The sequence below is a fragment of the Leifsonia sp. McL0627 genome (assembly GCF_058244615.1).
Map to the genome: position 1 here is coordinate 316,288 of NZ_JBZCGM010000003.1, position 18,300 is coordinate 334,587.

The 18,300-nt window shown below is 70.6% G+C and carries 17 protein-coding genes and 1 pseudogene; 7 read left to right on the plus strand and 11 right to left on the minus strand.

All coding sequences use genetic code 11. From position 1 onward, the window contains the following. Positions 1 to 8 precede the first annotated feature (8 nt). Entirely contained in the window at positions 9 to 743 is a 735-nt protein-coding gene (lepB, locus tag AC37TH_RS09725; protein WP_490764154.1) for a signal peptidase I, read from the minus strand. 215 nt (positions 744 to 958) lie between these two features. On the opposite strand from lepB, the gene AC37TH_RS09730 reads away from it, so the two are divergent. From AC37TH_RS09730 to AC37TH_RS09745, 4 genes are all read left to right on the plus strand, one after another. Then, positions 959 to 2,299: a M23 family metallopeptidase gene (locus AC37TH_RS09730; RefSeq protein WP_490764155.1), complete on the plus strand. Its 1,341-nt coding sequence runs from the start codon at positions 959 to 961 to the stop codon at positions 2,297 to 2,299. 87 nt (positions 2,300 to 2,386) lie between these two features. After that, positions 2,387 to 3,727 carry a maltokinase N-terminal cap-like domain-containing protein gene (locus AC37TH_RS09735; protein WP_490764156.1) on the plus strand — a complete coding sequence of 447 codons (1,341 nt, stop codon included), beginning with the start codon at positions 2,387 to 2,389 and terminating at the stop codon, positions 3,725 to 3,727. 68 nt (positions 3,728 to 3,795) lie between these two features. Beyond that, entirely contained in the window at positions 3,796 to 4,428 is a 633-nt protein-coding gene (locus AC37TH_RS09740; protein ID WP_490764157.1) for a GntR family transcriptional regulator, read from the plus strand. Next, positions 4,425 to 5,687: an MFS transporter gene (locus AC37TH_RS09745; RefSeq protein ID WP_490764158.1), complete on the plus strand. Its 1,263-nt coding sequence runs from the start codon at positions 4,425 to 4,427 to the stop codon at positions 5,685 to 5,687. Before AC37TH_RS09740 ends, AC37TH_RS09745 begins: the two co-directional genes overlap by 4 nt. 164 nt (positions 5,688 to 5,851) lie before the next feature. Here the strand turns inward: AC37TH_RS09745 and AC37TH_RS09750 are convergent, their stop codons facing one another. The 7 genes from AC37TH_RS09750 to paaA all read right to left on the minus strand — a co-directional run bounded on the left by AC37TH_RS09750 (position 5,852) and on the right by paaA (position 11,909). Continuing rightward, positions 5,852 to 7,240, minus strand: coding sequence for an LLM class flavin-dependent oxidoreductase (locus AC37TH_RS09750; RefSeq protein WP_490764159.1), 1,389 nt, complete (start codon positions 7,238 to 7,240; stop codon positions 5,852 to 5,854). A gap of 112 nt (positions 7,241 to 7,352) precedes the next feature. Further along, a complete protein-coding gene (locus AC37TH_RS09755; protein WP_490764160.1) occupies positions 7,353 to 8,123 on the minus strand; it encodes an enoyl-CoA hydratase/isomerase family protein in 771 nt (256 codons plus the stop codon). Between the two features lie 61 nt (positions 8,124 to 8,184). After that, complete coding sequence (paaE, locus tag AC37TH_RS09760) at positions 8,185 to 9,291, minus strand: 1,2-phenylacetyl-CoA epoxidase subunit PaaE (RefSeq protein WP_490764161.1); 1,107 nt, start codon at positions 9,289 to 9,291, stop codon at positions 8,185 to 8,187. Beyond that, positions 9,291 to 9,788 (minus strand): 1,2-phenylacetyl-CoA epoxidase subunit PaaD, encoded by a 498-nt coding sequence (paaD, locus tag AC37TH_RS09765; RefSeq protein ID WP_490764162.1) that lies wholly within the window; start codon positions 9,786 to 9,788, stop codon positions 9,291 to 9,293. The genes paaE and paaD overlap by 1 nt, the downstream gene beginning before the upstream one ends. Next, positions 9,785 to 10,645 carry a 1,2-phenylacetyl-CoA epoxidase subunit PaaC gene (gene paaC, locus AC37TH_RS09770; RefSeq protein WP_490764163.1) on the minus strand — a complete coding sequence of 287 codons (861 nt, stop codon included), beginning with the start codon at positions 10,643 to 10,645 and terminating at the stop codon, positions 9,785 to 9,787. Before paaC ends, paaD begins: the two co-directional genes overlap by 4 nt. Beyond that, a complete protein-coding gene (paaB, locus tag AC37TH_RS09775) occupies positions 10,642 to 10,956 on the minus strand; it encodes a 1,2-phenylacetyl-CoA epoxidase subunit PaaB (RefSeq protein WP_490764164.1) in 315 nt (104 codons plus the stop codon). The genes paaC and paaB overlap by 4 nt, the downstream gene beginning before the upstream one ends. After that, positions 10,956 to 11,909 (minus strand): 1,2-phenylacetyl-CoA epoxidase subunit PaaA, encoded by a 954-nt coding sequence (gene paaA, locus AC37TH_RS09780; RefSeq protein ID WP_490764165.1) that lies wholly within the window; start codon positions 11,907 to 11,909, stop codon positions 10,956 to 10,958. The genes paaB and paaA overlap by 1 nt, the downstream gene beginning before the upstream one ends. Before the next feature lie 95 nt (positions 11,910 to 12,004). On the opposite strand from paaA, the gene paaI reads away from it, so the two are divergent. The 3 genes from paaI (at position 12,005) to AC37TH_RS09795 (ending at position 14,475) form a co-directional block, all read left to right on the plus strand. Further along, positions 12,005 to 12,406 (plus strand): hydroxyphenylacetyl-CoA thioesterase PaaI, encoded by a 402-nt coding sequence (paaI, locus tag AC37TH_RS09785; RefSeq protein ID WP_490764166.1) that lies wholly within the window; start codon positions 12,005 to 12,007, stop codon positions 12,404 to 12,406. Positions 12,407 to 12,479: 73 nt separating this feature from the next. Beyond that, complete coding sequence (gene paaK / locus AC37TH_RS09790) at positions 12,480 to 13,805, plus strand: phenylacetate--CoA ligase PaaK (protein WP_490764167.1); 1,326 nt, start codon at positions 12,480 to 12,482, stop codon at positions 13,803 to 13,805. Between the two features lie 73 nt (positions 13,806 to 13,878). Continuing rightward, positions 13,879 to 14,475: a TetR/AcrR family transcriptional regulator gene (locus AC37TH_RS09795; RefSeq protein ID WP_490764168.1), complete on the plus strand. Its 597-nt coding sequence runs from the start codon at positions 13,879 to 13,881 to the stop codon at positions 14,473 to 14,475. A gap of 9 nt (positions 14,476 to 14,484) precedes the next feature. On the opposite strand, the gene paaZ is transcribed toward AC37TH_RS09795, so the two are convergent. From paaZ to AC37TH_RS09810, 3 genes and pseudogenes are all read right to left on the minus strand, one after another. Then, complete coding sequence (paaZ, locus tag AC37TH_RS09800) at positions 14,485 to 16,590, minus strand: phenylacetic acid degradation bifunctional protein PaaZ (RefSeq protein ID WP_490764169.1); 2,106 nt, start codon at positions 16,588 to 16,590, stop codon at positions 14,485 to 14,487. Then, positions 16,587 to 17,503: pseudogene (locus AC37TH_RS09805) on the minus strand (3-hydroxyacyl-CoA dehydrogenase family protein). The gene paaZ and the pseudogene AC37TH_RS09805 overlap by 4 nt, the downstream one beginning before the upstream one ends. After that, positions 17,500 to 18,273, minus strand: coding sequence for an enoyl-CoA hydratase/isomerase family protein (locus AC37TH_RS09810; protein WP_490764170.1), 774 nt, complete (start codon positions 18,271 to 18,273; stop codon positions 17,500 to 17,502). The pseudogene AC37TH_RS09805 and the gene AC37TH_RS09810 overlap by 4 nt, the downstream one beginning before the upstream one ends. Between the last annotated feature and the right edge of the window lie 27 nt (positions 18,274 to 18,300).

The window sequence follows — 18,300 nt, forward strand, 5'->3', positions numbered from 1 at the left end:
CGAGGCGGTCAGCCGCCGCTGCCCTGTTTCTCCGTGCCCGCGAACGTCTCCGGATAGTTGCTCAGCCACGACCAGTGGCTCAGCGGCCAGCTGACCACGAAGGCGCGGCCGACCACGTCGTCGAGGGGGACGAAGCCCTTGCCGGGGTCGTCCATGTGGTAGCGGGAGTCTGCGGAGGCGTAGCGGTTGTCGCCCATCACCCAGAGCTTGCCGGCCGGGACGGTGACGTCGAACGGCTTCGCAGACACGGCCTGGACTCCGGCGGGGAGGAGCACGTACGGCTCCTTCAGCGGGACGCCGTTGACGCTCATCTGACCGAGAGCGTTGCAGCAGGTGATGTGGTCTCCCGGGAGTCCGATGACGCGCTTCACGAGGTGCTGGTCGCTGTCGGAGGCGCCGAGGCCGACGAAGTCGAGGACGGCGCCGACGCCCTTCTGCAGCGGAGAGGAGTTGCTCGGCGCCGGAGCGGGGAGCCAGCCGCCCGGGTCTTTGAAGACGACGACGTCGCCGCGCTGCAGGCCGAAGAGCTTCGGCTGGAATTCGTTGACGATGATCCTGTCGTTGATCTGGAGCGTGTTCTCCATCGACCCGGACGGGATGTAGAACGACCTGACCACGAACGTCTTGACCAGGAACGAGACGAGCACGGCCACCAGGAAGATGACGACGACGTCCCTGAGCAGGGTTTTCCAGGTCGACTTCTTCGCGCTGCGGCGCGGGGTGGCTGTGGTGCTTTCGGTCACAATCTTTCACCGTAGCGTGCCGACCCTGTGAGCTGCATCCGACTCCCCGTGACCCCGCTTCGGGAGCCTTGTGCAAGCAGGTCGGCGGGTGGGACCATCAGTTCACGGGTACGCCGGTCCCACCGGCCGCCCGCGTGACGATGCGGAACGAGCTGAAACGCTACGAGCAGTGGTCACGACGCGAACATCCGCGCCGCGCTGGACGAGCGTGTGCCGTGGCGGTGGTCGCACTCGCCCTCATCTTCGGAACCCAGCAGACGGCTTTCGGCGCCGGATGCGCGGACGGCGCCATCGGCGACAGTGGATGCGCGGTGTCGACGGACACTCCGACACCGACCACCGCCCCGGGCGACGACGGCGACGGCGGCGCGACGTCGACCCCCACGCCGTCAGCTACGCCGACGCCGACGCCGACGCCGAAACCCACGCCCACCCCGACACCGACACCGACGCCGACACCGACCCGCACGCACACTCCCACCCCCACTCCGACACCGACGCCCACCCCGTCCCCCACCGCACCGGCTCCCACCGACCAGATCCCGCTCGAACCGTCGCCCGTCTTCGACAACGGCGCCACGTTCGACGAGGCGCAGCTGCAACAGGCCTCGCAGCTCGCCAGCGACCTGGCGTCCGCGCAGCAGACCCTCGCGGATGCGACGCAGCAGTCGATCGGCGTGCAGCGCGAGAAGGATCAGGCGGACGCCTCCGCGAAGGCGCTCGCCGCTCAGGCGAAGACGGCGAAGAAGCAGGCCCAGCAGTCCGCGGCGTTCGCGACCGCCCTGATCCGGTCGGAGGGCTCGCGTTCGCTGACGATGGACCCGCTGACCGCGGCGCTCGCGAGCCCTGGCAACCTGCTCGACAAGCTGGGCGCTGTCGACCGGTTCCGGTCGGTGACCTCGTCCCGTGAGGCGGCGATGGCGGCCGCGAAGCACGATGCTCAGCTGGCGGCGACGCTGCGCGCCAGGGCGGCGAAGGCGCTGACGACCGCGAACGGCGTCGACCTCGGCGGTAGTGAGCAGGCCGTCGCGGACGCGCAGACGGCGGTCGACACCGCGGAGTCCGCGCTCGCCTCGCTGCCGACCCTGCAGGCGGCCGGTGTCGGCTGGCAGTCGCTCGTCACCGTCCCCGTCGGGGCGACCGGCTGGGTGCTCCCGGTGCACGGGCCGATCACGGACGTGTTCGGACCCCGGCCTTCGCGCCCGGCCGGCACCGCGCTGTTCCACCCTGGCGATGACCTCGGCGCCGGATGCGGAACCACCATCGTCGCGGCGGCCGCGGGAACCGTCGTCGCCGCTGGACCGAACGGCTCGTACGGCAACTTCGTGATGATCGACCACGGCGGAGGCGTCGCGACCGCGTACGGGCACATCGTCGACGGCGGGATCGGCGTGACCGTGGGGGAGACCGTTGCGGCCGGGCAGCCGATCGCCCGCGTCGGCAGCACCGGCGCATCCACCGGTTGTCACCTGCACTTCGAGGTGCGGGTGAACGGCGTGCAGATCGATCCGCTGCCGTTCATGGCTGCCAGAGGGGTGACGCTCGGGACGCGCTGAGGCACGTTCTTCCAGCGTCTTCGCACGTTCCTCCGTGTTCCCAGGGTGGTCTGGCCGTTTCCGCATTCGCGGGCGTACGGTGCAAATATGACCGAACTCACCGAGCTCGTCGGGTCATGGATGCGGCGCCAGCGCTGGTACTCGACCAAGAGCGTCGAACCGCGGCTGCGGCTGCTCGCCTCCTTCGAGACAGGACCTGCGAACGCCGACGTGCGCATCGTCACCCACTTCTTCGCCGATGATGCGCCACGCACCCCGCGGGTGTATCAGGTGCCCGTCGTCGCCCGGCCGCGCCAGGACGGCGACCCCGTCGCCCTCATCGGTGAGGCGGGAGGACGGTTCCTCTACGACGGACCGGACGATGAAGCGTACGTCGCCGCGCTCGTCGGGCTGATGGATGGCGAGCTCCGTGTCGAGGGCAGGGAGGCGGACGCGCGCGGGCACACGCTTGGCGCGCCGATCGCCGTCGCCTCGTCGCGCAAGCTCACCGGGGAGCAGTCGAACACGTCGATCGTCGGGGAGCTGGTCGGCGGCAGGCTCGCGCTGATCAAGGTGTTCCGGGTCGTGCAGGATGGCGAGAACCCGGATGTGTCGACCCTCGCCGCCCTCACGGCGGGCGGCTCGCTGCGCACCCCCGCGTTGCTCGGCTGGCTCACCGGAAGCTGGCCGGCCCCGGCAGGCGGCGGACGCGCCTCCGGGGAGCTGGCGCTGGTGCAGGACTTCCTCACCGGGGCAGAAGACGGCTGGGAGCTCGCGGTGAGCGCTGCCGAGGCCGGAGAGGACTTCGCGGAGCGTGCTTGGGCGCTCGGGGCAGGGACGGCGGAGCTGCACCTCTCGCTCGCGGCCGCCCTCCCGACGAAGACTGCCGCCCGCGACGATGTCGCCCTCGCGCTCGACGGGATGTTCCAGCGGCTCACCATCACCTCCAGCGAGGTGCCGGAGGTGGCGGAGCTGCGGGCGGGGATCGCCGCGGTGTACGAGCTGGCGGCGGAGGAACCGCATCCCCTGTTGCAGCGCATCCACGGCGACCTGCATCTGGGCCAGGTGCTGTACTCGCCGGAGCGCGGCTGGCAGTTCATCGACTTCGAGGGGGAGCCGCTGCGGCCGCTCGCGGAGCGGGCGATCCCGGATGCGACGATGCGGGATGTGGCGGGGATGCTGCGCTCGTTCGACTACGTGGCGGGTTCGCTCGCCCGGCGCGAGCCGCCGATCGACGTGAGCGCGTGGGCGTCGCGAGCGCGGCAGGCGTACCTCGACGGGTACGCGTCGGTTGCGGGCTCAACGCTGGCCGACCATCAGCAGCTGCTCGACGCCTTCGAGCTCGACAAGGCGGTGTACGAGGTGACGTACGAGGCGCGGCACCGGCCGTCGTGGGTGCCGATCCCGCTGGCCGCCGTGCACCGGTTGTTGTCGACGCGCGTCGGCTGAGCGTCGGCAGTGGCCCGACGGCTTCGCATCTTGCACGCAAGCTTGCATGCAAGGCGTAGACTGGGGGAATGATCCCCGCGGCAGAGCTTGCGTACGCCACCACCAAAAGCCTCATCCTGAGTGGAACAGCGCCCGGCGGCGCCCTGCTCAGCGAAGCGCAGGTCGGCACGGAACTCGGGATCAGCCGTACGCCCGTGCACGAGGCGTTCCTGCGCCTCGCCGCGGAAGGTCTGCTCACGCTGGAGACCAGGCGCGGCGCCGTCGTCACGCCCATGTCGCCCAGGGAGGCGCAGAACGTCCTCGACCTGCGCGAGGCCATCGAGGCGAGCGCCGCCCGCCGGGTTCTGGATGCGGGTGGCCCAGACGATGCGCTGCTCACCGCCCTCGACGACGCGCTCGCCGAACAGCGCGCCGCCATCGAGGCCGACGACGTCGAGCGCTTCGTCGAAGCCGACCAGTGGTTCCACGCGGCCATCGTGGAGGCGTCCGGCAACGACCTCGCCGTGCACTTCTTCGGGATGCTCAGGGACAGGCAGCAGCGCATCCGGCACCAGCTGTTCCGGGTGCGCCCGGGCACGCTCGGCGACTCGCTCGCCGACCACGAGGGGCTGCTGGACGCCTTGCGTGCGAGCTCAGCGGGCGCCGTATCGTTCGACGAGCGGCTGCGCGCGCACATCGCGAGGAACCAGGGGGCGCTGTGACCCGCGCTCTGCCCCGCGCGCTGCCCACCCAGCCGAAGCCGCCATGGCGCATCGTGTTCGCGCTGATGTTCTTCTGCTCCTGGTGCGGCAACCAGTTCAGTCCGCTGCTGCTGATGTACAAGGATGTGCAGCACTACTCCGAGCTGACCGTGAACATGTTCCTCGGCGTCTACGTGCTCGGCCTCGCGCCAGCGCTGCTCGTCGCCGGGCCGCTCTCCGACCGGCACGGACGGCGACCGCTGATGTTCGCCGCGGTGATCACGGCGGTGCTGGCGAGCGCGAGTCTGGCGCTCGGCGTCGTCGGGCCCGCGCCGATCTATGTCGGGCGGTTGCTCTCCGGCATCACGGTCGGCATCGCGATGGCGGTGGGGACCAGCTGGATGAAGGAGCTGTCGTCTCCGCGATTCGAGCCAGGCGTGGATGCGGCGGCCGGGGCACGGCGCTCGTCGCTCGCGTTCACCCTCGGCTCGGCGACCGGCGCGCTCGTCGCAGGGGGCATTGCGCAGTTCACCGCACTGGGCGAGGAGCTGCCGTTCGCCGTGCATATCCTGGTCACGATCCCGTTCGCGTGGCTGGTGCTGCGCGCGCCGGAGACGGTGACCGCCGGAGGCGAGCGCGGTCCGCTACTGGCGCAGCTGCGCATCCCGGCGGCAGGGCACAAACGGTTCCGTCGGGTGGTGATCGTCGCGGCACCGTGGATCTTCGCCGCCGCGGCACTGGCATACGGCTACCTGCCGGTGCTGCTGGCGAAGCAGACCGGCGAGTGGGGGCTCGGCTACGCGACACTGCTGACCGTCGTGGCGCTGGGCGTCGCCTCGCTGGTGCAGCCGATCGCGAAACGCGTGCACTCGGTGTCGAGCGCGCGCGGCCTGGTGGTGGCGCTGGCCGTCATCGGGGTGGGGCTGGTGGTGCTGACGGGTGCTGTGGCGTGGGGTTCACTGTGGTTGGGCGGTGTCGCGAGCGTGGTCCTGGGCGCGGGGATGGGTGTCGCCCTGGTGTCCGGGCTGCTCGAAGTGCAGCGGATCGCGTCGCCGCGCGACCTCGCCGGGCTGACCGGGATGTTCTACGCCGTCGCGTACGCGGGGTTCCTGGTGCCGACGATCATGGCCGCACTCACCCCGCCGCTCAGCACGATCGGCCTGTTCATCGCGCTCGTGGTGCTCGCTGCGCTCTCCGCCGGGCTGCTGCTGGCGTCGTACACGAAGCACCTGCCGCATCCACCAGTAGCGACAGCACCGACGCCCGCCGTCGGCGGCTGACGCGCCGACGGCTCGCCGCGCACTGACGCCGCGCGACACGCCGCGGCGCCGGAGCGTTACCCGCGCGTCCGGCGCCACGTGAGGTCGGCGCATTTTGAAGCCCTGTGCCGCCTTGCGGCGATTGTCCTGCTGTCTGCCGACGAGCGGTAGACAGACTGGGGATTCTACTGCTGAGTCGTTGCCTGGGCGCCGATGCGGTAGCGGGCGCCGCGGTGGTTCTCCGCCAGCCGGTCGCCCGCCCCGTGGAGCTTGTGGCGGAGGCTGCCCGGCACGTACTCGTCCGGGTATGCGCCGCGCTTGCGCAGCTCCGGGATGACGAACTCGACGATGTCCTCGAACGTGCCGGGGGTGATCGCGTACGCCAGGTTGAACCCGTCCACGTCGGTCTCCTCGACCCACTCCTGCAACTGGTCGGCGATGCTCGCGGCTCCGCCGACGATGAACGGTCCGAGCCCGCCGATGACGCCGTTGCGGCCGATGTCGCGCACCGTCCACTCTCCGCCGTCTTCGTTGGGGCGCTGGAAGTTGGCGACGGCCGACTGGATGGCGTTGCTCTTCACATTCCCGATCGGCTCGTCCAGGTCGTACTGCGACAGGTCGACGCCCATCCAGCCCGACATGAAGACCAGCGCACCCTCGTCGCTCGTGTACTGCAGGTAGTCCTCGAACTTCGCCTGCGCCTTCTCGTCGGTCTCGTCGGTGATGATCGTGAGCAACGTGTAGATGCGTGCGGCGTACCGGTCGCGGCCTGCGGCTTCGAGCGCATCCCGCAGCTTGGCGACCGTCTCCTTCAGGCCGGCCTTTGTCGAGGCGGCCACGAAGATGGCTTCCGCGTTCTCCGCCGCGAACGAGATGCCGCGCTTGGATGCTCCAGCCTGGTAGATCACCGGCGTGCGCTGGGTGCTCGGCTCGGACAGGTGGATGCCCGGCACCGTGTAGTGCTTGCCGCTGTGGCCGATCTCGTGCACCTTCGACGGGTCGGTGAACACGCCGGACTCGCGGTCGCGGATGACGGCGTCGTCCTCCCACGACCCCTCCCACAGCTTGTAGAGCACCTCCAGGTATTCGTCGGCCTGGTCGTAGCGGTCGTCGTGCTGCAGCTGGTCCTCGTGGCCCATGTTGCGTGCGGCGGAAGGCAGGTAGCCGGTGACGACGTTCCAGCCGACGCGGCCGTTGGTGAGGTGGTCGAGCGTCGACATGCGGCGCGCGAACGGGTATGGATGCTCGTAGGCGGTCCCAGCCGTGATCCCGAACCCGAGGTGCTCTGTGACCAGCGCCATCGCCGACACCAGGAGCACGGGATCGTTCACGGGCACCTGCGCTCCGTGCCGGATGGCCGCCTCGTTGGAGCCGCCGTACACGTCGTATGTGCCGAGCACGTCGGCGATGAAGATGCCGTCGAACGCGCCGCGTTCGAGCAGCTTGGCGAGCTCGGTCCAGTACGTGAGGTCTTTGTACCGCCAGGCCTGGTCGTCCGGGTGTCGCCACATGCCGGAGGACTGGTGGGCGACGCAGTTCATGTCGAAGGCGTTGAATCGGATCTGACGGGTCATGAAGCCAGGATGCGCGACGAGGGCGGCCGGGCGCACCCCTCGCGAAACCTGGCGTAAAGAAAGGTGGACGAACCGGGATCAGGCGACGCGGATGCGCACGCGCCGCGAAGCGTCACTCGCCGCGGAACTCCGGCCGCCGCTTCTGCTGGAACGCCGCGAACCCTTCGCGGTAGTCCGTCGTGTCGCGCAGCTCGGCCTGCGCCCTGTTCTCCGCGGCGACCGCATCCCACAGCGCCAGCTCGCCGTCGCGGATGGCGGCGACGATGCGCTTGCTCGCGAGCAGCGCCTGCGTGGCGCCCGCTGCGGCTGTCAGGGCCGCCGCATCCACGGTCGCCGTCAGCTCGTCGGCGGGCAGCGCCCGGCTGAACAGCCCGGAGGCGACCGCCTCCGTCCCGCTCATCAGCCGCCCGGTGTAGATGAGGTCGAGCGCCTTGTGCGCTCCGAGCCGCGAGACGAACAGCGAGTGGCCTCCCGAGTCGAGCAGTGCGCCGAGCGCTGCGAACGGCGAGCCGATCTTCGCGTCCTCGGCGACGTAGACGACGTCTGTCGCCAGCAGCAGTCCCAGCCCGACCCCGAGGGATGCGCCCTGTGCGGCCGCGAAGGTCGGCGCGGGGAAGGCGCTCATCCGGCGCAGCAGCGGCGTGACCAGGCCGTCGAGGTAGCCGCTCACGTCGTCGGTCGCCGGGTCGACGCCCGCGATGTCGCGTCCGGCGCAGAACGCGCGCCCCAGGCCCGTGAGCACGAGCGCGCGCACCCCGGCGCCCTCGGCCTCCTCGTAGGCGGCGGACAACTCGCGCAGTCCGGTCTCGTCGAGCGCGTTCAGCTTGGCGGGCGCGTTCAGGGTGACCCTGGCGATCCCGTCGGCGATGGCGAGGTCGATCATCGTTGCTCCCTAGCGGTCGAGGCGGTCGTGGCGGTCGATCCGGTCATCGCTGTCCGTCCGGTCACACGTCGTAGTCCACCACGACCCGGTCGGTCAGTGGATGCGATTGGCAGGTGAGCACGTATCCCCGCGCCAGCTCCTCCGGTTCGAGGGCGTAGTTCTCCGTCATCCGCACGTCGCCCGTGACGAGCCGTGCCCGGCAGGTGCCGCAGACGCCGCCCGCGCAGGCGAACGGCACGTCCGGCCGCACCCGGAGGGCGGCGTTCAGGACGGACTCGTTCGCATCCACCGGGGTGTCGACCGTGGAGGTCTGCCCGTCGAGTGTGAACTCGATCTGGACCGTCTTGTCGCCCTCGCGCGCGACGACCGGACGCCCGGCGTCGCCGGTGACCTGCGTCGGCTCACCCGTGGTGAACAGCTCGAACCGGATGTGCGACCGGTCGACGCCGACCGATTCGAGCACGTCTTTGCACAGCTGCACCAGCTCGAACGGCCCGCAGAGGAACCACTCGTCGACCGTCGACGGTGGGACGAGCACGTCCAGGATCGTCCGGAAACGTTCCTCGTCGATCCGCCCGGAGAGCAAGGGGGCCGAGCGCTGCTCGCGGGAGAGCACGTGGTGCAGCGCGAGCCGCGACGGGTAGCGGTCTTTGAGGTCGGCGAGCTCTTCCAGGAACATGACGTCGATCGCCGTCCTGTTCGTGTACACGAGCGTGAACTGCGAGGTGTCCGACGCCGAGAGGATGCTGTGGGCGAGCGACATCAGCGGCGTGATCCCCGACCCGGCGGCGACCCCCACGATGTGCTTGCCGTCCAGCGCCCCCAGATCGGTGGTGAACGTGCCTTGCGGGCTCATCACGTCGATCCTGTCGCCCGGCTTCAGCTCGCTGGTCGCCCAGGTGGAGAAGGCGCCGCCGAGGTCGCGCTTGATCGCGACGCTGATGCTGCCCGCCCGGCCTTCGGTAGGACGCTGTGGAGGACGGCAGATCGAGTAGCTGCGCCGCAGCTCGTGCCCCGCCACCGTCGCGCGCAGGGCGACGTGCTGCCCGGGCTGGTAGTCGTACTCTCCGCGGAGCGTGTCCGGCACCGCGAAGGTCACCTCGACGCTTGCCGCGGTGAGCGGCCGCACGTCCGCGACCGAGAGCGTGTGGAATCGGGCGCGCGCCATCACAGCACCTTGAAGTAGTCGAACGGCTCCCCGCACGCAGCGCACTCGTAGAGCGCTTTGCACGACGTCGAGCCGAAGTGCGACACCTCGCGGGTGTCGAGCGACTGGCAGTGCGGGCACTTCACGGCCATCTGGATGCGCACACGGCCGGTCGCGACGGCGGCCGTGCCGGTGGGCGGCGCGATCCCGAACTCGGTCAGCGCCGCCTTGCCCTTCTCGCTGATCCAGTCGGTGGTCCAGGCGGGGGAGAGCGCGAGCCGGACGGTGACGTGCGCGAAGCCCGCCGCGGTGAGCGCCTGCACCAGGTCGGCGCGGATCGTCTCCATCGCCGGGCAGCCGCTGTAGGTCGGCGTGACGACGACGTTCACGCCGTGGTCGGTGACGGTCACCTCGCGCAGCACGCCCAGGTCGTCGATGGTGAGCACAGGCACCTCGGGGTCCACGACCGCGGCGGCGACGTTCCAGGCCTGGTCCGCCTCGGCGAAGTGGCCGCTCACCAGGTGGCTCCGGGGAACTGCCTGGCGAGCACCTGCATCTCGGCCAGCATCGGGCCGAGGTGCTCCGAATGCCGTCCGTGCCTGCCGCCACCCGAGGCGGTGAACACGGCCGGCAGCTCCAGTCCGGTCTCGTCGAGCACCGGACGGATGCTCGCGTCGAACGCAGGGCGCAGCGACGTCGGCCGGGGCGCGACGTCCTCCAGCCGGTCGTGCAGGTCGTCGTCGGTGAACAGTTCGTCCACGTACGGCCACAGGTCGAAGAGCGCGACGGTCAGGCGACGGCGCGATTCGTCCGTGCCGAGCGCGAGGCGGAGCATCCACTGGTCGGCGTGGTCGCGGTGGTAGTCGACCTCTTTGACGGCCTTGGCGGCGACGGCCGCGAGGGTCTGGTCGGCGGAGGCGCGCAGCCGCTCATACAGTTCGAACAGGTAGTGCGAGACGGCGAACTGCCGCACGATGGTGTGCGCGAAGTCGCCGTTCGGCTGCTCCATCAGGTGCGCGGAGCGGAACTCGTGCTCGTCGCGCCAGTAGGCCAGATCGTCTTCCGACCGACCGGATGCGGTCCCCGCGTATCGCAGCAGGGAGCGGGCGTGTCCGAGCAGGTCGAGCGCGATGTTGCCGAGTGCGACGTCCTCCTCCAGCTCCGGGGCGCGGGAGATCCAGGAGCCGAGGCGCTGGGCGAGCACGAGGGCGTCGTCGCCGAGCCACAGGGCGTATTCGGCGGCATCGGCGCTCGCCACCTCGTCTCCGGCGATGAACTCGCTGTCGAGGCTGACGGCGGAGACCTCGACGTGACCGTGCTCGTACTCGTCTGGGGCGGCAGGGGCTGGGCTGGCCGGGGCGGTCTGCTCGGTCACAGGTGCTTCACCCCTTCGCTCTCGGTGTAGTAGGTGGCGTGCCGGTAGTTCTTCCCGGCGGGCGACTCGAAGAACGCGCCCTTCGCATCCGGGTCGCTGGCGGTGATCGCGTCGGACGGGACCACCCAGATCGAGACGCCTTCGCTGCGGCGGGTGTAGAGGTCGCGGGCGTTGCGGACGGCCATCGTCTCGTCCGGGGCGTGCAGGGAGCCGACGTGCACGTGGCTGAGCCCACGGCTCGACCGCACGAACACCTCCCAGAGCGGCCAGACCTCGGGGTGCGCGGCGTCCGGGGTGCCGGGGGCGCCCATCAGGCCACCGCCTTCTTCGCCGCGTACGCCGCGGCGGCCTCCCGCACCCAGCGGCCGTCCTCGTGCGCCTCGCGGCGGCGCGCCATCCGCTGCGCGTTGGCCGGTCCGCGGCCGGCGAGCACCTCGTGGAACTCGGTCCAGTCGATCTCGCCGAGGTCGTAGGCCTGGCGCTCCTCGTTCCAGCGCAGGTCGGGATCCGGCAGGGTGACGCCGAGCACTTCGGCCTGCGGCACGAGCATCCCGACGAAGCGCTGGCGCAGCTCGTCGTTGGAGAACCGCTTGATCTTCCACGCCATCGAGCGGGCGGAGTTGGGGGAGTCGTCGTCCGGAGGCCCGAACATCATCAGCGACGGCCAGTACCAGCGGTTCACCGCATCCTGGGCCATCTCGCGCTGCCCGGCGGTGCCGCGCATCAGCGTGAGCAGGATCTCGAAGCCCTGACGCTGGTGGAACGACTCCTCTTTGCAGATGCGCACCATCGCGCGACCGTACGGCGCGTACGACGCACGGCAGAGCGGCACCTGGTTGCAGATCGCCGCGCCGTCGACCAGCCAGCCGATCGCGCCCATGTCTGCCCAGCTCACCGTGGGGTAGTTGAAGATCGATGAGTAGCGCGCCTTGCCGGCGATGAGCGCTTCGGTCATCTCGTCGCGGGTGATGCCGAGCGTCTGCGTGGCGGAGTAGAGGTAGAGGCCGTGACCGGCCTCATCCTGCACCTTGGCCATCAGGATGGCCTTGCGCTTGAGACTCGGTGCGCGGGTGATCCAGTTGGCCTCCGGCTGCATGCCGATGATCTCGGAGTGCGCGTGCTGCGACATCTGCCGGATGAGGCTCTTGCGGTAGTCATCCGGCATCCAGTCGCGCGGTTCGACGCGGGAGTCGGTGGCGAGGAGTTCGGCGAACCGTGCTTCCTCCGGTGTGCTGGCCTGCAACGGCTCTGCCGTGATGGTCATCGTCGACCCTTCCGAATTACTAACTGATCGTTCGGTTAGTATATAGTCTGGAACACGGTCCGGCAAACACGGCGGACAGCGACGAGGAGGTCGGAATGACGCAGGCGCCCGCGGAGGCCATGATGGCCCGCGACCGAGCATCCGCAGCATTGGGCATGGTCGTGGAACAGTCGGAGCCCGGCAGCGCCAGGGTCAGAATGCTCATCCGCGACGACATGCTCAACGGCTTCGACGTCACCCACGGCGGCTTCGTCTTCGCGCTCGCCGACACGGCGTTCGCCATCGCCTGCAACGAAGATGAGCGGGTGACCCTCGCCTCCGGAGCCGACATCGTGTTCCTCAAGCCGACCACGGCAGGACAGACCCTCACCGCCACGGCGCGCGTGCGGGCCCGCAGCGGCCGCACAGGCCTCTACGACGTGAGCGTGACCGACGACGACGGCGAACCCGTCGCGGAATTCCGCGGGCGCAGTCACACCACGACGCGCACCGCCTGACCGCACGGCACCGCGCCACCACACGCTTCATCCCCACGCTTCATCCCACTCAGCACCACACACGGAGGTCCCGATGTCGACGACGACACCGACCAAGAACGCCATCCGCCCGCCGGCTCCGGACGAGCTCGACCCCGAGGAACGACTCGACCGCGACGCGCTCCGCGCCTTGCAGCTGACGCGCCTGCAGTGGACCGTGCGCCATGCATACGAGAACGTGCCGCTCTACACGGCCAAGCTCGATGCGGCGGGCGTGCGCCCCGACGACATCCAGAGCCTCGACGACATCGCCCTGCTGCCGTTCACCACCAAGGACGACCTGCGGCAGACGTATCCATTCGGGATGTTCGCCGTTCCGATGGAGCGGATCGCGCGCATCCACGCGTCGTCGGGCACCACCGGCCGCCCGACGGTCGTCGGGTACACGACGGGCGACCTCGACCGCTGGGCGTCGCTGGTCGCGCGGTCGCTGCGTGCGGCAGGCGTGCGACCAGGGATGCGCGTGCACAACGCGTACGGCTACGGCCTGTTCACGGGCGGTCTCGGCGCTCACTCCGGCATCGAGAAGCTGGGCGCGACCGTCATTCCGATGTCGGGAGGCCAGACCGCCAGGCAGGTGCAGCTCATCCAGGACTTCGAGCCGGACGTCATCCTCTGCACCCCGAGCTACCTGCTGACGATCGCCGACGCGATGGTCGAGGCGGGCATCGACCCGCGCTCGACCAGCCTGCGCGCCGCCGTGCTCGGCGCGGAGCCGTGGACCAACGCCATGCGCCTGGAACTGGAGGAGCGGCTCGGCATCGACGCCCTCGACATCTACGGGCTCAGCGAGGTGATGGGGCCGGGCGTCGGCAGCGAATGCCTGGAGACGAAGGACGGCCCGCACATCTGGGAGGACCATTTCCTGCCGGAGGTCGTCGACCCCGAGTCCGGGGCGGTGCTGCCGGACGGCGCACCGGGCGAACTCGTCTTCACGAGCCTCACCAAAGAGGGCTTCCCCGTCCTGCGCTACCGCACCCGCGACCTCACCCGGCTGCTCCCCGGCACCGCAAGGCCTGGGATGCGGCGGATCGAGAAGGTCACCGGCCGCGACGACGACATGATCATCCTGCGCGGCGTGAACCTGTTCCCGACGCAGATCGAAGAACTGGTGCTCGGCATCGACGACCTCTCGCCGCACTTCGTGCTCGAACTGACCCGCCCGGCGAGCCTGGATGTGCTGACCGTGCGCATCGAGACGCGACCGGGGGCCTCCGGGGAGGCGGCCGACCAGGCGTGCGCGCTGCTGGTGCGCCGGGTGAAGGAGCGGATCGGCGTGACCGTGAACGTCGCCCGCGAGGAGCCGGGCCGCCTGGAGCCGAGTGCCGGCAAGCAGCAGCGGCTGTTCGACCTGCGCTGACGCACTTCGACTTGCGCTGAGGCGCACAGACCTGCGCTGACCGGCGCGGGCCCCATGCCAGACTTGGGGGACTATGACTGAGACCGAGATCCGACGGGGGCGCCCCGGTTACGACCAGCGCGGAATCCTCGAGGTCTCGGTCGCGGCCTTCAACGAGCACGGCTACGACGCCACCTCCATCGGGATGCTCGCCGAACGTCTCGGACTGTCGAAGTCGGCCATTTACCACCACGTCTCCTCCAAGGACGAGCTGCTGGAGCTGGCGCTCGGCGAAGCGCTCGACAGCCTGGAGGGCGTCCTTGCCGAGCAGGGCGCGACCGAGGGCGTCGCCGCCGACCGGCTCGCCCACGTGCTGCGCGGCGCCGTGCGCGTCCTGGTCGACAAGCTGCCGTATGTGACGCTGCTGCTTCGCGTGCGCGGCAACACCGAGGTGGAACGCGCAGCGCTTTCCCGGCGTCGCGCCTTCGACCGCGCGGTCGCGTCGCTCGTGGTGGAGGCCCGCGACGAGGGATCGCTGCGCGCCGACCTCGACCCCGGCATCGTCTCGCGCCTGCTCTTCGGCATGATCAACTCGATCGCCGAATGGTACCGGCCCGGCGGCCCGGAGGACGCCGAGCAGCTCGCCGCCGACGTGCTCACCGTGGCCCTCGACGGCCTCCGCGTGAAGTAGCGGGGTTCTCTACTCCTTCGCCACCAGCGTCAGCACGTCGTAGGTCGCCACCGTCTCGTCGTGCTGGTTGCTGATCACCGCATCCCAGCGCACCTCGCCGTAGTCGTCGGTCTCCCGCGGTGTGATCTGCTTGGCCGTCAGCGTGACCCGGATGCTGTCACCGGGAACCACCGGCGTCAGGAACCGCAGGTTCTCCAGCCCGGAGTTCGCGAGCACGGGCCCAGGCGCCGGGTCGACGAACAGTCCTGCCGCCCAGGAGACGAGCAGGTAGCCGTGGGCGACGCGGCCGGGGAAGAACGGGTTCGCCGCCGCCGCCTCCTCGTCCATGTGGGCGTAGAAGGTGTCGCCGGTGAAGGTGGCGAACGTCTCGATGTCATCCAGGGTGACGCGGCGGGCGGCCGAGCGCACCTGGTCGCCGATGGCGAGCGTCGCGAGCGACTTGCGGAACGGGTGCAGCCCATCCGGGTTGGCGGTCGCGCCCTGGTGCCACACGCCGGTCACGGCGGTCAGCAGGTCCGGCGTCCCCTGCACGGCCGTGCGCTGCATGTGGTGCAGCACGGCCCGGATGCCGCCGAGCTCCTCTCCGCCGCCCGCCCGGCCCGGTCCGCCGTGCACGAGGTGCGGCATCGGCGAACCGTGGCCGGTGGACGTGCGCGCGTCGTCGCGATCGAGCAGCAGCACGCGGCCGTTGGAGGCGGCGATCCCGGTGACCAGTTCCCGCGCGATCGCCGGATCGTGGGTCGCCACGCTGGTGACCAGGGAGCCGCCGCCTCGCGCGACCAGACGCACCGCATCCTGGGTGGTGTCGTAGCCCAGGATGCTCGTGACAGGGCCGAACGCCTCGACCGTGTGCACCGCCTCCACGTCGGCGTCGTCGAACCGGAGTACGAGCGGTGCGACGTACGCGCCGTCCTCCTCCACCCCGGTGCTGCCGTCGGCGCGCACGACCTCGGGGGCGGAGAGGTCGCCGATGACCAGTTCGCCTCCCGCATCCATCAGCCGGCCGACCTGGCGCAGCACCTCGTCGCGCTGAGCGAGCGACGCGAGCGGACCCATCGTCACGCCGTCCGCGCGCGGGTCGCCGACGACCACCCGCTGCCGGATGCGGTCCCGCACCGCGTCGACCACCTCGCCGACCAGGGCGTCCGGCACGATGGCGCGCCGGATGGCTGTGCACTTCTGGCCGGACTTCGCCGTGAGCTCGGTGACCAGCTGCTTCACGTACGCGTCGAATTCTGGCGTCCCCGCCACCGCGTCCGCGCCGAGCACGGACGCGTTGATCGAGTCTGTCTCGCTGGTGAACCGCACGCCGCCGGTCTGCACAGCATCGTGCGCGCGCAGCTTCTCGGCGGTGGACGCCGACCCGGTGAACGCCACGATGTCGCCCAGCCGCAGGTGCTCGAACAGGTCGGGCACGCCGCCGGACACCAGCTGCAGCGAGCCCGTGGGCAGCAGCCCCGTCTCGTCCAGGATGCGCACCATCGCCTCCGCGACGAACCCGGTGGGCGTCGCGGGCTTCACGAGCGTCGGCACCCCGGCGAGGAACGCGGGGGCGAACTTCTCCAGCGCACCCCAGACGGGGAAGTTGAACGCGTTGATCTGCACGGCCACGCCGGGCAGCCGCGTGTAGATGTGGCGGGCGATGAACGAGCCGTCCGCCGAGAGCGTCTCGACCGGACCGTCGAGGTAGACCTGCCCGTTCGGCAGTTCGCGGCGTCCCTTCGACGAGTAGGTGAACAGCACGCCGATGCCGCCGTCGATGTCGATCCAGGAGTCGGTCTTCGTCGCTCCCGCCATGCTCGACAGCGCGTACAGCTCGTCTTTGCGGGCGGTGAGCGCCTGTGCGAACTGCTTGAGCAGCACCGCGCGCTGGTGGAAGGTGAGCGCGCCGAGCGACGCCTGGCCGACGGTGCGCGCGTAGTCGAGCGCCGCGCCGAGGTCGAGCCCGGCCGTGCTCACGCGGGCGACCAGCTCGCCGGTGGAGGCGTCGCGCACCTCTGCGGCGGTGCCGGCTCCGGAGGCGTCGGCGTCGTCCGGTGTCCACCACCGGCCGTTCACATAGCTGGGCACGAAGCCGGTCAGGGTGCTGGTGGGCGTGCTGGTCATGGTGTTCATCGGTGAACCTCCGGTGTTGCGTGGTCGGAAACGGTCGACGTCGTGGGGGTGGCGCCGGGCGCATCCGGCCAGTCGTAGAAGCCGCGCCCGGACTTCCGCCGAGCCGCCCCTCCGCGACCATCGTGCGCAGCAGCGCGGGCGGCTCGAAACGCTGGCCGAGGTGTTCGTGCAGGTACTCGGCGATGCCGAGCCGCACATCCAGGCCGACGATGTCGGTGAGCCGCAGCGGGCCGACCGGGTGCTTGTAGCCGAGGACCATCGCCGCGTCGATGTCGTCGGCGCTCGCGACGCCCTCTTCGAGCATCCGGATGGCTTCGAGGCCGAGTGCGACGCCGAGCCGCGACGAGGCGAAGCCGGGGGCGTCGGAGACGGTGATCGGGGTCTTGCCGATCGCTTGGACCCAGCCCTGCGCGGAGGCGACGACCTCGGGACGGGTGGAGGCACCGGTGACCACCTCGACCAGCGCCGACGCCGGCACCGGGTTGAAGAAGTGCATCCCGAGGAAGCGGCCGGGGGAGCGGAGGTCGGCGGCCAGCTCGTCGATGGAGATGGACGACGTGTTGCTCGCGAGCACCGCGTCGTCGGCCATCGCGCCCTCCGCGCGCAGGAGCGCGTCGCGTTTGAGCGCGCGATCCTCCGGCACGGCCTCCACCACCAATCCGCAGGCGGAGAAGCCGTCGACGCCCGTCGCGGTCGTGAGCCGCGCCTCCAGGTCGTCGGCGCTCCGCTCGGTCGCGCCGCGCTGCACCGACGCGTCCAGGGCACTCCGGATGCGCGACCGGGCAGCGTCCGCCGCCTCTGCGTCGCGCTCGACCACCGTCACGGCAGCCCCGGCGAGCAGGAACGCGTGCGCGATCCCGGCGCCCATCCGTCCGCCGCCGAGCACGCCGACACTGTCGGGAACCCTCGTCATTGCTTCCGCCTCTCCAGGAACTCCGTCATCCGTCTGTGCTTCTCCGGCGACTCGAACAGCACGGCCTGCGCGTCCGCCTCTGCAGCGGGATGCGCGGTGCGCGGCGCGTGGAACACCGTCTTGGTGTACCGCGTGGCGAGCCGGTCGTTGGTCGCGATGCGGTCGGCGAGCGCGTGCGCGGCCGGGAGCAGCGCCTCCGGTTCGTGCAACTCGGTGATCAGCCGCACGGCCAGCGCCTCCTCGCCGGTCAGGACCCGCCCGGCCAGCACGATCTCCTTGGCCAGCGGTTCGCCGACCAGCTCGGCCAGCCGCCAGAGGGCGCCCGCCGCCGCGATGATGCCGAGCCCGGTCTCCGGGTTGCCGATGCGCAGCCGCGGCGTGCCGAGGCGGAAGTCGGCCGCGTACGCCAGCTCGGCGCCCCCGCCGAGGGCGTAGCCGTCGAGCGCGGCGATCACGGGCATGGGCAGGGCGGCGATCCGGCTGAACACGGTGGCGTTGATCAGGAGGCGGGCGTCCGCCGCCGTGCGCTCACGCAGCTCGGCGATGTCCGCGCCGGACGCGAACACGCCGTCGCCGCCCGCCACGATCAGGATGCGCGGCTCGGCCTCGAGCGCGGCGCACACCTCGTGCAGGTCGTCCACCATCCGCTGGTCGATCGCGTTCCTGGTCTCCGGCCGGTTCAGCCGGACCACGACGCGATCGTCGCCCTCCTCGACGAGGAGTGTGCGCATCCCGTTCATCCCGGCTCCGCTCCTGCTGCTGTTCTTCATACGGCTGTCCATACGGCTGTCCATACG